Genomic DNA, 16,058 nt, shown 5'->3' on the forward strand with positions numbered 1-16,058 from the left:
TAGTCAGCCCACTCCTTAGACGAATGCCCTTCATACTATATCGGGTCCTGGTTGTTGAAATGCAGTGCATTTGTTAGCGCAGAAGGAGTTGGAACAATTGAGGTCAGGAACGAGACTTACCGGGCGAGTTATTTTCAAAGGTGATCAAGGGTATGAAACGGCACGTAAGAATTGGGATCCGCATACTGACAAATTCCCGAAAGTGTTTGTTTTCGCACAAAAAACACAAGATGTTGCGAACGCCATAAAATGGGCTAACGAGAATAAAGTCCCCATCCGCGCAAGAAGCGGTAGACATTCTCTGGAGGTTAATCTTTCACAGGTCACCGGAGGAATTGTCATCGATGTAAGTGAAATGAAGAAAATCAAACTAAATAAAAAATCAGGAACTGTTGTTGTGGGTACCGGAAATACAGTGGGGAGAATTGCACACACGCTTGCTGGGCAAGGATATATGGCTCCATTCGGTGATAGCCCTACGGTTGGAATCGGAGGCATCACCCTAGGCGGGGGTATCGGACCGCTCCAGCGAACCGTGGGCCTTGTTAGTGATAATCTAATCGAACTCGAAATGGTTGATGCCAAAGGGAAAATTATTCGTGCCAATAAGAATAGTAACTCTGATCTCCTCTGGGCTTCCCGCGGAGGTGGCGGGGGGAATTTCGGAGTTTACACCAGTTACAAATTCAAAGTACGTCCTGCTCCAGGTTCGGCTACCGTTTTTCGTATCACCTGGCCTTGGGATCAGTTCGAGAAGGTATTCAAAGCTTGGCAACTCTGGGCTCCTTGCGTTAATACCAAACTGGGCAGTGAATTATCCATTGGTCCGAAAAAAGGCGGTAATGTCACTATGACGGGGCTGTTCCTCGGATCAAAGGCAGAGGCTTCCCGCCTCTTAAAGCCCGTTACGAGCGTTGGAACGCCTACGAATCAAATCATCCGCTCTTTGCCCTATACAAAAGTAGTGAGTTTTATGTTAGCGCCTGATCCAGTGCTAACTCAAAGAGTCAGCAACCAGTTCTCCAGCGGTTTCGTAAGAAAACCCTTCCCGGACAAGGCAATTAAGTCCATGCGTGAATTCTTAGAGAAAGTGGAGGGAGAATTCGCAGGTTTCTTTTTCCTCAACTGGGGTGGAGCTGTGAGCCGTAAGTCACCCAAATCTACAGCCTTTTACTGGCGTAAAGCGAAATTCTATGTTGAGTGGAATAGCTCATGGATCAAGAAATCGGAAGCTGCCAGAAATATATTCGTAGTACGAAATACACGCCGGAAGCTGCAGCCATTTATCGTGGGGAGCTACATCAACGTTCCAGACCAGGGAATTAAAAATTCCGGACCAGTATATTATGGAGCGAACTATCCTAGATTACGGAGAGTCAAAGCTAAATATGACCCGGGAAATATATTTAACAACCCTCAAAGCATCTCTCCAGCCCGCAAAGTATAGTAAGACGTAATAGCGTAGCATCGAAATTAGACCGGCAAACATAAAGGACTCCAGCGAATACTGGTAATCCACCCCTTCCTATTTGCCGGTCAGTGCGTTCGTGCACGAACTTACATGTGAACCTATATAAAACTTCAGTTTCATAGTTTATACTTATAAGTAAAAACAATCTCCCAAAGGAGTTTATACATGGAACTGAGACAACTACAATATGTACTGCAAATCGCAGCCGAAAAAAACTTCTCCCGTGCAGCGGACAAGCTGCACATTGCCCAACCATCACTCAGTCAGCAGCTTTCCAAGCTGGAAAAAGAGCTCGGTGTAATGCTGTTCCAGCGAAATACCAGCTCTGTTGAACTGACCTATGCTGGATCTAAATTCGTAGAGCAAGCTCAAATCATCATTGATGGCGTAGAACTGCTGCGACAAGAAATGTCTGATATTTCTGAACTGCGTACCGGGCGCGTCGTTGTAGGCAGTATGCCGATCACTGGTGCACATTTACTGCCGCATGTGCTTCCGGTTTTTAAACAAAATTACCCGGAAGTAGAAATCACTCTGCTCGAAGACTCCTCCATGAACCTAGAGAAGCTCACTGCGAGTGGTCAGACTGATTTAAGCCTGCTCTCATTGCCGCTCGAAATTCCGGCACTTGCTTACGAAGAACTGGGTGAGGAAAGGATCGATCTTGCAGTCCCACCCGAACACCCGCTAGCTAAACGTAGCTTAGATGGAACTAAGACCTCTTTGGAAGAACTAAAGGACGAGCCATTTATCGTACTTAAAGAAGGCCAAGGCTTCCGTAAAATGACTATGGATCTGTGCCGAAACGCTGGCTTCGAACCAAAAATTGTTTTTGAGAGCAATAACATGGAAACAGTTCAGTCACTGGTCGCCACTGGAATGGGCGTAACTCTTGTGCCTCATTTTATTGCCCGTGCACCGCGGAGTGAATTCGTCCCTGTCTACTTACCGCTCACTGATCCTGCCCCTAGCCGAACACTTGTCGTAGCCTATCGACGCGGACGTTATTTATCTAAAGCCGCTAAGGCTTTTGTAGAAACATTTAAATCTACGGTATCTGAATTAACCGAAGAATAGACCCTTGGAAGGCCGCTCTGATCATCTGACACCGAGCCACACTTTCATTAACTGGCCCATTATCGTTAGGTGTCCCTGTATGATCTTCCACAAATTCACGAGTTACACTATTCTGGAACTCTGCTTTTTCGTTTAGATCTTGATTCTGCGCCTGCTCAGGATTGTTGTCTTTAGTCAATTCAATCCACCTCTTGGTAACAGATTATACCCTTACTTAGAGGTTAAACAGAATAATCAAAGCTTTCTAATGCGAGAAATAGTTCCTTCGTTTTTCCTTTGCAAAGCAACCATCTCCATGGTATTCTATTGAAAATAAGTGAAACGTGCAGACGGGACCAGTAAGAATGAGTCTAACCGCGCCTAGAGAGTAAATTCCGACAGGCTGAAAGAATTTACCGCGGTTTTCGTTCCGAATCCTACCCCCGAGCGGCCTGTGCTAAGCAGGACGGATCCTCCCGTTACGAGAATGAAGTCGGATGATCCCTCATCAATGAAGGTGGTACCGCGGAAGTTTACAAGCTTTCGTCCTTTGCTAAGTCTAAGGATGGGGGCTTTTTGTCGTTTTCAGCATCTATAAAAATACTGAGGAAGTGAACAGATATGACGACACGAATCGTAGTCAAAATAGGCAGCAGCTCACTGACTGGAACAGAAGGCGGATTGAATCGCGAAGCCGTGTCCTTCTTCGCTTCAGAGATTGCCGAATTGAAGAGAAACGGCTGCGAGGTGTTATTAGTAACCTCCGGTGCTGTAGCCGCAGGCTTTCGCAGTATCGGTTATCCTACACGTCCGAAGCTGCTGCATGAGAAGCAAGCAGCTGCTGCTGTAGGCCAAGTACTGCTCATGCAGGCATATCAGGAAGCTTTTGCCGAGCATGGAATAACCACAGCACAGATCCTACTAACCCGTACCGACTTTTGTAGTCGCAGAGCTATGAACAACGCGATGATGACGGTAGAAGAGCTGCTTCGCCTAGGAGCGGTACCCGTATTTAACGAGAATGACACCGTCTCCGTTGATGAGTTAAAATTCGGTGATAACGATACTTTGTCCGCGCTGGTAGCTAACCTGCTGAAAGCCACCAGATTGCTCGTCTTAACTGACATGGATGGCTTATATAGTGGAGATCCTCGGAAACATCCCGACGCTGTTCGCTATCAGTTCGTTGATGATATTACGCCGGAGATTTATGCTATTGCTGGTGGAGCTGGCTCTAGTGTGGGGACAGGTGGCATGCGTTCAAAAATCGATGCTGCCAAGATCGCTACACGAGGCGGTGTGCCCGTCTTTGTTGGGAGAGCTACCGAACCAGGGGATTTACAACTCGCAGCGACAGGCTCGGGCCGAGGTACTTATTTTGCAACCAAGTTATCTTCTTTACCTGTTAAAAAGCAATGGCTTGGCTTTATGTCCACCCCACTCGGCTCCCTGTACGTTGACGAAGGCGCCGTTGAAGCGCTGCTTCATGGCGGTCATAGTCTGCTGCCTGTCGGCGTCAAGCAGATCGAAGGTAACTTTCACGCTGGGGATGTTGTAGAAGTCCTTGGACCAGACTCCAAGTTGCTGGGACGCGGGATTGTGAATTACGATGACACTCAGCTGCGCAGTATTCAAGGCTTACCCAGCCGTCAGATTGTACCGAAGCTGGGAGAAGTACACCGGCTGGAGGTCATTCACCGTGACGAATGGATTACATTGAGGTAAAAATTTTGCCCATACAAAATTAAGGAGGAATCGTCATGAGTGAAGTTGTCAATAAAGCAAAATTAGCCAAGGAAACCACCGGAGTATTAGCGAGTCTAACTACCGGCCAAAAAAATGAAGCACTCTTAGTTATGGCTGATGCGCTGCGTCGTGAAGCTCCAGCTATCATTGCTGCCAACCGGGAAGATCTGGAACGCGGACGCTTAAGTGGTACTCCCGAGTCCATGCTTGATCGACTAGCGTTAGATGTAGGCCGAATTAACAGTATCGCAGAAGGACTTCAACAAATCGCTGTATTACCTGATCCAATTGGTGACACGCTAGAAACTATTGAACGTCCAAATGGTCTCAACATCCAGAAACTCCGTGTTCCACTCGGTGTCATCGGCATCATCTATGAAGCACGTCCAAACGTAACTGTTGATGCCGCTGGTCTGTGTCTAAAGACTGGTAACGCTGTTGTGTTGCGAGGTGGCTCCTCCGCCCTGTCCTCCAACCGACAAATTGTCGAGGTTCTTCACAACGCTCTAGCAAATACTTCAATGCCGAAAAATGCGCTACAGTTGATCGAAGATCCCAACCGTTCCTCCGTTGATGAAATGCTTAAGCTCAACGGACTACTTGACGTGATTATCCCTCGCGGAGGAAGTTCTCTGATTCAAAATGTTGTGCTTAACGCAACCGTGCCCGTCATTGAAACGGGTGCAGGCATCTGCCATACTTATCTCGACGCAAGCGCTTTGCCAGAAATGGCTCAGAACATTAGTCTGAATGCCAAAGCACAGCGCCCTTCAGTTTGCAATTCCATGGAGACGCTACTCGTTCATAAGGATTACGCAAACGAGTATCTGCTTTCTTTGGCCGAAGCTTTCCGTGATGTTAACGTTGAATTACGTGGCTGCCAGGAAACATTATCCTTTGTCCCATGGGCATTACCTGCAACATTAGAGGACTATGCTACTGAATATAATGATTATATCTTGAATATCAAAATCGTCAGCGATTTAGACGAAGCTATGCAGCATATCGCCCAGTATGGCACGAAGCACTCGGAATGTATCGTAACTGAAGATCCGGATAACGCTTCACGCTTCTTACAGGAGGTTGATGCTGCAGCTGTTTACCACAATGCTTCAACCCGCTTCACAGACGGCTTTGAATTTGGATTTGGTGCAGAGATCGGCATTAGTACACAGAAACTCCATGCCCGTGGACCGATGGGTCTGCCTGCTCTTACTTCAACCAAATATAAGATTTACGGAACAGGTCAAATTCGGGGTTAGTGTCCATGCATCCGTTTTTAATTACACCACTTTTAGGAGGATTTTGAGCCATGTGTCAGCAACCTTCCATTCCACTTATGAATCATAATATTGTATTTTATGGCGCAGGCTCTATGGCAGAAGCCATCGTTCGCGGGATGATTAGCCGTAGTATCGTAAAATCCGATAATGTTATTATGCTTAACCGTAGCAGTAGTGAACGTCTGGCAGAACTAAGAAGTCGTTACGGTGTAATCGGTACAAATGATCCTGAACAAAAAACAGATTACCTACGGAACTCACCAGTAATCGTGTTGGCTATGAAACCAAAAGACGCTGCAAAAGCACTTCGGGGACTCAGCCCACTTCTCTCACCTGATCAGATCATAGTCTCTGTAATTGCTGGGCTGTCCATTCGAACGATGCAAGGTCTGCTTGGCAAAGAGCAACCCATCGTCCGTACTATGCCGAATACTTCTAGTTCCATAGGTCTTGGTGCCACTGGCATAGCCTTTTCCAAAGAAGTAGATGAGAAAGGACGACGCCTAGCACTCAACATCTTTGAAGCTGTCGGACTAACAACAGTCATTGATGAAGAACGCATGGAGACCTTAACGGGTATCTCCGGCAGTGGGCCTGCCTATATTTATTATATGATGGAAGCTATGATCGCCGCAGGTATCCGTGGTGGATTGCCGCTTGAACAAAGCACACAGCTAACTGTTCAAACAGTGCTAGGCGCTGCTAGAATGGTACAACAGACGGGCGAGGATCCAGCTGCACTTCGTAAGAAGGTCACATCCCCGAATGGCTCTACACAAGCAGCGATAGAAGTACTCGAGCAGGGAGAATTTTTTGAAACTGTCATCGCGGCAGTAAATCGCTGTGCCGAACGTTCCCGTGAAATGGGCGCTGCGCTTGAGAAAGAGCTGCATTCGTAAAATAAAAAGATCGCTTCCCATACCACATTGGTCAGGAAGCGATCTTTTTTTTCAATTTAAGGCCATGATTAGCCCGTTACAACATTTCCATAAGTATCTCGAACAATCACTTTAACATTAGCCGGAGCCCCAACAGTCACGTCCAGCGTGTTCCTAGAATTATCGAATAGCAGATCTCTAGGAGTTTCCCCTAAAATGATGTATAGCGTATTCCCAACATGCTTAGTTTGAAGCAGCTGTTGCTCTTGTGCTTCTTGTAGCTTCCCTTTATTTGAAGAATAACTCCCGAATACATTCAGCACGTTTCCACCCGTTTGATCTACTTTAATCCCATAAGGCTCTGCAGCTTGGATAATGATGGTACTAACGCCCTCTGGAACGGCTCCCTTCCAATCTGGCAATGCGTAACTTTCTTGCACAGCTGAAACGGTACGGCGAAATTCCTGTGTTAATCCTAAAGAACTAAATCCCGCAAAAACTAGACAACATACAGCTATAAACCCAACAAACAGAACGCTTAGCACATCATAATACATTTTTCCTTTTCCACGAAACCATAAAGTGTATATTACAATTTCTAAGCCTAATAATATAAAAATGATCGGCCACCAAGCTAACGTCGTCTCGAACACCTCCGCGCCCCTCCACTGCGAGACCATAATTAGAGCTCCCAGAAATAAAAGGCTCAATCCCATCGACAACGTTCCTACACGCCAGCGTCTTGATTTATCTTCAGCAACCGGACGCTCACTTGAAACATTAACTCCTTGCTGTAATTCTGTCGGATTATTCAAGAATGACCACCTGTCCCTTTTCTCCCTTTATTGTTCTTGCTTCCCGCCATCAGCTTCAAACCACCGCCAATCAACAGCACAGATACGATAAAGGTCCTGAAATATTCATTGACTATATACTCTAAACGCCATCCAGGAAATCTGATATCAAGCGCAGGAACTGCGACATTAACTACAATGTAATACAGTCCTAGACATATCAGAGCAGCTCCAAGCCATCCTTGATGATTTAAAAATCCTTCTATGACTGGCTTATCCTGTAAAGGTTCACGTCCATGTCGGCTGACAAGCTGTAAGCCATCGAACAAACTGTAAAACCAAATGACTGGAATGAGGAAGAATAGCAGCGTTAAACGCAGTAGGTCCATGACATAAATACTCCCTAGAAATAGCAGCATGAGCTGTAATCCTCTTTTTTGCAGCCCTAGATACATTTGTCCGGCACCCGGAAAAGCAGAAAGCAATGTAGCCAAAACTTTGCTACGGCGCCCCTCCTCACGACCAGCCTCCATCTCTTCGAATAAAGTACGATCTACCATTTCTTCTCCAGCTTGCTTACGATGGATTAACTGAACTGCATCAAACATACAATATAACCAAATCACTGGTAATACGCCAAACAGGAGAAGGAAAACATCACTTGACGTAATCCCTGCCAGGAATAACATCACGGTCATAAAACCGAAGAAAGAAATGAGGAAAGACAATCCTCGCTGCATCAACCCCATATGAAAATGACCCAATCCTGGAATGAACGATAATAAAATTACATGTACACGCTCATTATCGTCTGTCTTAACGGGCATTGAAGAAAAATCAAAATTCGATCCATCTGGAGTCATTGCCGGAGCAGGCATCTGGAGCATTTTAACCACCAGATGCACCATCGAAACCGTCCCAATAAGTAGGAACCCTATCACACCCATTAATAGAATATCCTCGGCACCTTCAGCCACAGCTATTAAGAATGACATAAATAAGATGCCAAAGCTTAACAGAAGATAAACAATTCCCTGTGGGCGTTTTCCCATATAATAATGACCTGCTCCAGGAATCAAATTAAGAAAAAAAGCTTTTAATTTACTACGCTGCTGTTGCATATTTCATTTCTCCTCTCATCACTTTCTGCTGCCCATTAGCTGATCCAACCATCCGCTAGTTGTCTGTATGACTTGCTCGCTAAATGATGGGGAATTATCTTTTTTAGGGATCATAAGCTCCATTTGACCTGTGTGCAGCTTATCAAACATACCAGATGTCATTATCAACAGCGTAAGTGACGCGGCAACCGCATAATGAAAGATTGTCTTTTCATACCAGCGATATCGCCGTACCCCTTCTTCAACCGTCACTTGTTCCAATGCTGCTGACGATTCCGTCATACTAGCCCAATCTGCCATAACCCTCTCTGTAAAAATAGACGAATTCTCCAATGAAGGCAGATCCTCCTGTAGCTCATCCAACATTTCCATGTATGAAGTAAAACTTTCCGTATCTTCCAGCAGCAACTGTTCCCAATCTTCTCTGGTCGCCTCGTCCATGTGACCTTCAATATAAGATTTCGCTTGTTCCCGTTGGATTAGATCGTCTCCACGCTTCATCATAGCCATTCGTCCTCCTTCCAATGATTTCGGATCCATTGTCTCGCCCTATACAATCTGGACTCTACCGTCTTCAGGGAAATTCCCTGCTCTGCAGCAATCTGATCATATTTTTTATGTTCCAGATAATAAGCCACCATAATTTCACGATGAGTTTCAGGCAGGCTATTGATTTCACCGAGCAGCCGATCCATCCGATCACGGCGTATAACACCTGACAACACATCCTCTTCGTTGGAAGCGGTCTGGCTCAGTACAAGCTCATAGTCAACAGGAAGTTCCCTAAGTCGATCACGTTTACGTTTCGCATCAATTGCCTTATTTAAGGCGATCCGTGTAATCCATGACTTTAAGCCTTGATAACGGTAGTCAGGGAGAGATTTGTACATTTGTAAAAAAGCTTCCTGAGCAGCATCTTCAGCCATTTTGACATCGCGTAATACAGAATAAGTAATTTTGTAAATTTGCTGACTGTATGTATTTACAAATTGACGGAACGCATCCTCGTTACCTTGGCAAATCCGCTGGATTAATACCTCTTCTTCAATGACTCTCCCCTCCTTCCCACAGCAATAGACGCGCCCGATAACAACTACCCCTGCATTTTTTTATAAAAATATTAAAAAGAACCGCACTGACTTTAGCGATGGGCTAAAGCAGTGCGGTTCTCTCCTAATCTATCTATCTTCCGCCATTGCGGAATTTTTGTGTATAGTTCTTTACATCCTGAGCGTTCTTGACCCGGTTGCGGGCCCATTCCAGCAATATTCGATCAATATAACGGAAATGAACCTTTCCTGCAAATACAGATTCCTTCAGCGCTAACAGAATCAGCTCCTCGGGATACCGGTCTTGATCCACCCAACTGGATATCGTCTCACACTCCATTGGAGATAGCGGACGTCCGAATTCCTTTTCGAAAATACTGAATAGATTTCGGCTTTCCTCTTCAGCCCCAAGTTGAGAAGGAGATGAGGGGGGCTTTCCGCCGAATCCACCCCCTGAAGCAGCTCGAGGTGCCGACGTTGCATAGCCACCTACGTGCTTATCTTGCTCATGCTCTTGTACAACTGTCGCTAGATAAGCACCAAGCTTTCCGTATAACCCTGAGAAATTGTAGCGTTCATAATGGATGTCTCTTAGCTCATCGTTGTCTCCATCGATGCTAATAAAACCTTCCTTCATAAGCTTCTGCAACTCTCCTGCTAGTACAGATATGCTACGGCCAGTTACAACCTGAAGCTCCTCAAGAGAAGGGAAGTCAATCCCTTCCACCTGCCTGAAAGAAAGCAGATGTATCAGCAGCATAGCTTCACTTCCGCTTAAATTCAGCTTCCGGTAATACTTCAGTAATGCGTAAGGTATGACGGCCATTCCGTTCTCCAGACCGAAGGAGACGCCTTCGCCCCAGGTACTCCATCCTTTGCCGTCCATGAACGTCCCCCTTCAAATATAAGAACTTATGGGTAGAGACGGTACAGTGTACGTGGGAATGGAATAGTCTCACGTACATGGTCAAGGCCACAGATCCAAGCTACAGTACGCTCAAGTCCAAGTCCAAAACCAGAGTGAGGTACAGATCCGTAAGTACGCAGATCCATGTACCATTTGTAAGAGTCCATCGAAAGATTATGCTCTTTGTAACGCTCTTCAAGCAGCGCAGGATCATCGATCCGCTGTGAACCACCAATAATCTCTCCGTAGCCTTCTGGAGCGATCATATCCGCACACAGTACGACTTCCGGACGGTTTGGATCTGGCTTCATATAGAACGCTTTGAAAGAAGCAGGATAATGAGTAATAAATACAGGTTTATCGTATGCTTCTGCGATTGCTGTTTCATGAGGTGCACCGAAATCATCACCCCAAGCAATATCTTCAAAGCCTTTATCGTTCAAGAACTTGATCGCATCGTCATAAGTAATGCGTGGGAATGGTGCTTTGATATTCTCCAGCTTGGAAATATCGCGACCTACCGCTTCCAACTCCGCACGGCAATTCTTCAATACAGATTGCACTACGAAGCTAATAAATTCTTCCTGAACCTTCAAGCTTTCTTCGTGATCTGTAAAGGCCATTTCTGGCTCGATCATCCAGAACTCAATTAAGTGGCGACGAGTCTTAGATTTCTCTGCACGGAAAGTTGGTCCAAAGGAATATACACGGCCTAGTGCCATTGCTGCAGCTTCCATATACAACTGTCCGCTTTGTGTTAGATAGGCGTCCTCATCGAAGTACTTCGTGTGGAACAAGTTAGTAGTTCCTTCTGCTGACGTTGGCGTCAGAATCGGAGGATCCACCTTTGTAAATCCACTCTCGTTGAAGAACTGTTGGATTGCACGAATAATTTCCGCACGAATTACCAGAACAGCCCGCTGCTTCGAGGCACGCAGCCAGAGGTGACGGTGATCCATCAAGAAATCTACGCCATGCTCTTTCGGAGTAATTGGATAATTCTCTGTAAGATGCAGGACTTCAATTCCAGTTACAGTCATTTCAAAACCAGATTGACTGCGAGGTTCCTCGCGGATAATTCCGGTCACATACAAAGAGCTTTCCTGTGTGAGGCTCTTAGCTGCATCCCATACCTCTTCAGGCACTTCTGATTTCACTACAACTCCCTGAATATAACCTGTACCATCGCGAAGCTGGAGGAACTGAATTTTACCACTGGAGCGCTTGTTGTTTACCCAACAACCGATAACAACACTCTCTCCAACATGTTCATTCACGTTCTTAATTACACTCTTGTTAGCCATGCCTTCAATCTCTCCTCTAATTTAGCCGTTAATTCCTTGCACAATACGGTGTGTATCACGTGCAATGACAAGTTCTTCGTTTGTCGGAACTACTAGCACTTGTACCTTGGAATCTTCCGTAGAGATACGACGTGGATCGCCGGAACGAACTTTGTTAGCTTCAGCATCCAACTCAATACCCAGGAACGTAAGGTTATTTAGCAGTTTCTCACGAAGCAATGAAGCATTTTCACCAACACCGGCAGTAAATACGATCGCATCTACACCGTTCATAGCAGCCGTATATGAACCGATATACTTGCGCAAGCGGTACTCATACATTTCAAAAGCTAGTGTGGAATTAGGCTCACCTTTTTCCATACCATCGATAATATCGCGCATGTCACTGCTTACGCCCGAAATTGCTAAGAGGCCACTATGTTTATTCAACATGGAGTTAACTTCGCCTACGGACAATTCTTCCTTGTTCATCACGTAAGGGACAATTGCTGGGTCCAGATCACCACTGCGAGTACCCATCATCAAACCTTCCAGAGGGGTCATACCCATGGAAGTATCCACGGACACTCCACCTTGAACTGCAGTTACACTACCGCCGTTACCGATATGACAAGTAATGATCTTCAGATCTTCCAGCGGACGCTCCAAGTACTCCGCAGCAGCCTTGCTTACGAAGTCGTGTGATGTACCGTGTGCGCCATAACGACGAACTTTATATTTATTGTACAATACTCTAGGAATAGCGTACATATAAGCTTTTTCAGGCATGGTTTGGTGGAATGCAGTATCGAATACAACAACCTGCGGTACACCTGGCATATTTACTTCAGAAGCCGTAATCCCCATCATTGCTGCTGGGTTATGCAGTGGTGCAAGGTCAAACAATTGACGAATTTTCGTTTTTGCGTCAGCATCCACAAGTGCGGAGGATTTGAAGAACTCTCCACCATGCACTACGCGGTGACCTACAGCATCAATTTCTTTAATAGATTCAATTACACCATGCTCTTTGTCTGTAAGACAAGCAAGGACTTTGCGGATCGCAGTATTATGTTCCAGAATTTCGCTTACTTCTGTCACTTCCGCTTTGCCGGTAGGTTTATGATTCAGAATGGAGGAATCCATCCCGATACGTTCAACCAAACCCTTAGCCAAAACCGATTCATCGGTCATGTTATACAGCTGATATTTCAAAGAAGAACTACCTGAGTTAATAACTAAAATATTCATACACGGTCACCATCCTTGTCGTACTTGAAGAAGCCTTCTCCTGATTTCATACCCAGTTGTCCTGCACGTACCATCTTCTTAAGAATTGTAGAAGGACGGTATTTCAGTTCTCCGTATTCACGGAACATATTTTCGAGTGCCGCAAGTACCGAATCCAGGCCAAATCTGTCAGCCATTTCAAGCGGTCCATATTGGAATTGATAACCAATACGCATAGCATCGTCAATATCCTGTGCGGAGGCAACGCCTTCTTGCAGCACATGCATAGCTTCATTGATAAACAAGCAAATGAGGCGTGATGTTACAAATCCTGGGGATTCATAAATCATTACACCTTTTTTCTCAACAATCTCATCAACAAAGGATTTTGTATCTTCAAAAGTAGCATCTGAAGTTTTCAGACCACGTACGATTTCTACAAGATCCACTTTAGCTACAGGATATATGAAATGCATTCCGATCACGCGTTCCGGATACATCGTAGAACTTGCAAGTTCAGTCAAGCTAAGTGTTGATGTATTGCTGGCAAGAATAATGTGGTTCGGGCATACTTGATCCAATTGATTCAAAATCTTTTTCTTTTCTTCCAAATCCTCAACAATGGTTTCGATAACCATGTCACAAGAGCTGAGCTCCGCGAAATGTGTCACTTTTTGAATGCGGCTAAGAATCAGCTTCTTCTCAGCTTGAGTGATCGCCCATTTCTCCAGTTGCTTATCTAGACTTGTCTCGATCATTTCGTAAGAGTAGTCCAGTTTCTCCGCGGTTTTCTCCACTAGTAATACATCCAGGCCTTTGGCTGCTAACATTTCAGCAATACCTTGTCCCATTGTGCCACCGCCGATGACACCTATTTTTTTGAAATTCATAAAAAAGTCTCCATCCTTTCAGGTATCTATACTTTTGTATTGTACCTTGTCTGTCGCAAAAATTTATAAAGCCCGACATATAATGATATCTTAGCATGCCTGAAAAGTAAAAAAAAATAACCAGCATAAATATTTATGCTGGTAAAAGGACGCTGTCACGAAATTGACATCGAAATTGCTCTCCAGAGAGTACTTCTTCCTTCATTAAAATGTCAAGAGAGTAATCAAATACATTTCGTTGCTTTTCAAGGTGCTCACGAGTGCGTGTCATCAGTTCATCCAATATCTTACTATTTTCCTTCATAAGCTCTTCAGTGGTAACCATTTCCAGCTTAGCGATACCCAGCGAAGTTAAACCTGACTTCATCATCGTTTCCACAATATTCAGCGCCTGATCGAAATCACCGCGTGAACCTGTGCTTCGTCCACCATAATACATTTCTTCAGCAGCTGCTCCACCAAGTGCAATCATAATCTGATCTTCGAGATAATCTTTGGTGTACAAATACTGCTCTTGCTGAGGATTATGTCGCACATAACCAAGGGCTTGCCCACGCGGAGTCAGCGTAACCTGACTAACGCTTCCGGGACGAAGGAGCTCTGCCATGATGGCATGTCCCAATTCATGAATGGCGACTCTCTTTTTCTCTTCATGATTTGTTTCTCTATCCGTTTTTTCACCCATCATTACCTTGTCAATCGCCATCGACAGATGCCGCTGCTCAACTTTCGTCAAGTCCTCACGCATCATATAAATCGCAGCCTCATTCATGACACTTTCAAGCTGAGCACCGGAAAAGCCATAGGCTTCTTCAGCGATTTTGTCGAGACTCACCTCTGTATGAAGTGGCTTATTCTTCGCATGCAATTCGAGAATCGATTTGCGGCCCTTTTTGTCAGGCATGTCCACTTGAATATGACGGTCGAAGCGTCCAGGACGTAACAATGCTGAATCAAGCATTTCTTTCCGGTTTGTTGCAGCTACCAGCAAAATACGCGGAGTTTCGTTATTATAAATACCATCCATCTCGGTCAATAGCTGATTTAAGGTCTGATCATATTCACGTTGCTGACCGCCTTCGCGCTTACCGCCAATTACGTCAATTTCATCAATAAAAATAATGGCACTTTGTTTGTTCTCCTTAACAGCACGGTTACGAGCATCCTTGAACAAATCGCGGATCCGACCAGCCCCGACACCAACATACATTTCTACAAATTCACTACCTGATGCAGCTACGAATACGGAGTTTGTATAATGCGCTGCTGCTCTGGCCATAAGGGTCTTACCTGTTCCTGGAGGGCCAGTGAGCAGAATCCCTTTCAAAGGACGAATCCCAAATTTACTAATCTCCTCGTGCCGGATCAAAAAATCGAGTGCCTCACGAAGCTCTTGCTTCGCATTGTCTTGCCCACCAATTTCTTCAAAAGTGAGCTTTGAAGGCCCTTCCTTCTGGCGTTTCTTCCCCGCACCAGCGTTCACCGTAAGCCCGCCACGCAAATGAGCAATTATAAGTAATGCAGTAAGCATTCCAGCTGCTATAACAATCGGGAATATATTAATACCTAAAAAAGCCATGAAAATAAACAGCACAGGAATAAATCCGAGTAAAATTTCTTTAAGGTACTTAGGCATTATTCCATACCCCCAAGGTCGCAGGTTTTCGCGGCAAAATAATAAATTTGCTTTCTTTTCCATTACTCAAGCTTACGTACACATTGTTGTCGTCGATATCAGTAGATGCTATCACATCTTTAAATTCCGTATTTTGCTGTTTCAATCTATCAAGTTCTGTAGGTATAATCGTATATTTACGGCTCTCCATGGCTTCAGCTACAGAGAACATCGCTTTATCCCAGTAATCATCCAATAGTTCACTTGAATTTTGCTCCACATCGAGTTTAAGTTTACGTCCTTCAATCACTGATTTTCCTTCTTTGGATACATACGATACTAGATCACGTAAATTCGTGCCCGGCTGCAAATCAAGTTTCAAAGTGACCTCATCGCGGTTAATACTAATATGTGAAGTATTTACTCCCTCAAATCCGGTTACAATCTTTTGGAGCGGTTCCTGTAAAGCAAACTGACGATATAAAAAGAATCCTCCGAATAATAGCATAGCCGACAGTAGAGACGTTATCAGTACAGGTACAAGACGTAATTTCAAGAAACGTCCTCCTCTCAAAGATGAAAAAATGTAAACAGAATGATCCAAAGTCATAGCTGCTAAGAGCTCATCAGAGCCTGACGTTCTACTAACACTGTTCTAATTACAAACAGTAGTATATCACAGGTGTATATACTATATTGAAAAAAAGTGTGAAGATATTTAAAATTTTATTTTTT

The 16,058-nt window shown here is 44.8% G+C and carries 16 protein-coding genes; 5 read left to right on the plus strand and 11 right to left on the minus strand.

The window, feature by feature from the left end:
* Positions 1–97 precede the first annotated feature (97 nt).
* Together NST34_RS22030 and NST34_RS22035 are read left to right on the plus strand one after the other, a co-directional pair.
* Positions 98–1,447, plus strand: coding sequence for an FAD-binding oxidoreductase (locus tag NST34_RS22030; protein WP_341128783.1), 1,350 nt, complete (start codon positions 98–100; stop codon positions 1,445–1,447).
* Positions 1,448–1,636: 189 nt separating this feature from the next.
* Positions 1,637–2,548: a LysR family transcriptional regulator gene (locus NST34_RS22035; protein ID WP_076284590.1), complete on the plus strand. Its 912-nt coding sequence runs from the start codon at positions 1,637–1,639 to the stop codon at positions 2,546–2,548.
* Here NST34_RS22035 and NST34_RS22040 read toward each other — a convergent pair.
* Positions 2,520–2,726, minus strand: coding sequence for a hypothetical protein (locus tag NST34_RS22040; protein WP_076284589.1), 207 nt, complete (start codon positions 2,724–2,726; stop codon positions 2,520–2,522). The two genes, NST34_RS22035 and NST34_RS22040, sit on opposite strands and share 29 nt — an antisense overlap.
* A 422-nt stretch (positions 2,727–3,148) precedes the next feature.
* Between NST34_RS22040 and proB the strand changes: the two genes are divergently transcribed.
* From proB to proC, 3 genes are read left to right on the plus strand one after another with little or no spacing between them, the layout of a single operon-like run.
* Positions 3,149–4,252: a glutamate 5-kinase gene (gene proB / locus NST34_RS22045; protein WP_042190091.1), complete on the plus strand. Its 1,104-nt coding sequence runs from the start codon at positions 3,149–3,151 to the stop codon at positions 4,250–4,252.
* 35 nt (positions 4,253–4,287) lie between these two features.
* Positions 4,288–5,535 (plus strand): glutamate-5-semialdehyde dehydrogenase, encoded by a 1,248-nt coding sequence (locus NST34_RS22050; RefSeq protein ID WP_042190094.1) that lies wholly within the window; start codon positions 4,288–4,290, stop codon positions 5,533–5,535.
* A gap of 50 nt (positions 5,536–5,585) precedes the next feature.
* Positions 5,586–6,455 (plus strand): pyrroline-5-carboxylate reductase, encoded by an 870-nt coding sequence (gene proC, locus NST34_RS22055; protein ID WP_076284587.1) that lies wholly within the window; start codon positions 5,586–5,588, stop codon positions 6,453–6,455.
* Positions 6,456–6,523: 68 nt separating this feature from the next.
* Here the strand turns inward: proC and NST34_RS22060 are convergent, their stop codons facing one another.
* From NST34_RS22060 to NST34_RS22105, 10 genes are all read right to left on the minus strand, one after another.
* Positions 6,524–7,249 (minus strand): hypothetical protein, encoded by a 726-nt coding sequence (locus NST34_RS22060; protein ID WP_341128784.1) that lies wholly within the window; start codon positions 7,247–7,249, stop codon positions 6,524–6,526.
* Positions 7,246–8,349: a hypothetical protein gene (locus NST34_RS22065; protein ID WP_076284586.1), complete on the minus strand. Its 1,104-nt coding sequence runs from the start codon at positions 8,347–8,349 to the stop codon at positions 7,246–7,248. Before NST34_RS22065 ends, NST34_RS22060 begins: the two co-directional genes overlap by 4 nt.
* An 18-nt stretch (positions 8,350–8,367) precedes the next feature.
* On the minus strand, positions 8,368–8,853 hold the full coding sequence (locus NST34_RS22070; protein WP_076284585.1) for a hypothetical protein: 486 nt from the start codon (positions 8,851–8,853) through the stop codon (positions 8,368–8,370).
* On the minus strand, positions 8,850–9,437 hold the full coding sequence (locus NST34_RS22075) for a sigma-70 family RNA polymerase sigma factor (RefSeq protein WP_179085770.1): 588 nt from the start codon (positions 9,435–9,437) through the stop codon (positions 8,850–8,852). Before NST34_RS22075 ends, NST34_RS22070 begins: the two co-directional genes overlap by 4 nt.
* A 94-nt stretch (positions 9,438–9,531) precedes the next feature.
* On the minus strand, positions 9,532–10,284 hold the full coding sequence (locus tag NST34_RS22080) for a DnaD domain-containing protein (protein ID WP_060622747.1): 753 nt from the start codon (positions 10,282–10,284) through the stop codon (positions 9,532–9,534).
* 26 nt (positions 10,285–10,310) lie between these two features.
* Complete coding sequence (asnS, locus tag NST34_RS22085) at positions 10,311–11,609, minus strand: asparagine--tRNA ligase (protein ID WP_036676308.1); 1,299 nt, start codon at positions 11,607–11,609, stop codon at positions 10,311–10,313.
* 21 nt (positions 11,610–11,630) lie between these two features.
* On the minus strand, positions 11,631–12,839 hold the full coding sequence (locus tag NST34_RS22090; RefSeq protein WP_042190106.1) for an acetate/propionate family kinase: 1,209 nt from the start codon (positions 12,837–12,839) through the stop codon (positions 11,631–11,633).
* Complete coding sequence (locus NST34_RS22095) at positions 12,836–13,708, minus strand: 3-hydroxyacyl-CoA dehydrogenase family protein (protein ID WP_042129488.1); 873 nt, start codon at positions 13,706–13,708, stop codon at positions 12,836–12,838. The genes NST34_RS22090 and NST34_RS22095 overlap by 4 nt, the downstream gene beginning before the upstream one ends.
* Positions 13,709–13,841: 133 nt before the next feature.
* Positions 13,842–15,344 (minus strand): AAA family ATPase, encoded by a 1,503-nt coding sequence (locus NST34_RS22100; protein WP_076284584.1) that lies wholly within the window; start codon positions 15,342–15,344, stop codon positions 13,842–13,844.
* On the minus strand, positions 15,337–15,879 hold the full coding sequence (locus NST34_RS22105) for a hypothetical protein (protein ID WP_042190109.1): 543 nt from the start codon (positions 15,877–15,879) through the stop codon (positions 15,337–15,339). The genes NST34_RS22100 and NST34_RS22105 overlap by 8 nt, the downstream gene beginning before the upstream one ends.
* Positions 15,880–16,058: the final 179 nt, after the last annotated feature.

The organism is Paenibacillus sp. FSL H7-0714 (assembly GCF_038003765.1).
GTDB lineage: Bacteria > Bacillota > Bacilli > Paenibacillales > Paenibacillaceae > Paenibacillus_AQ.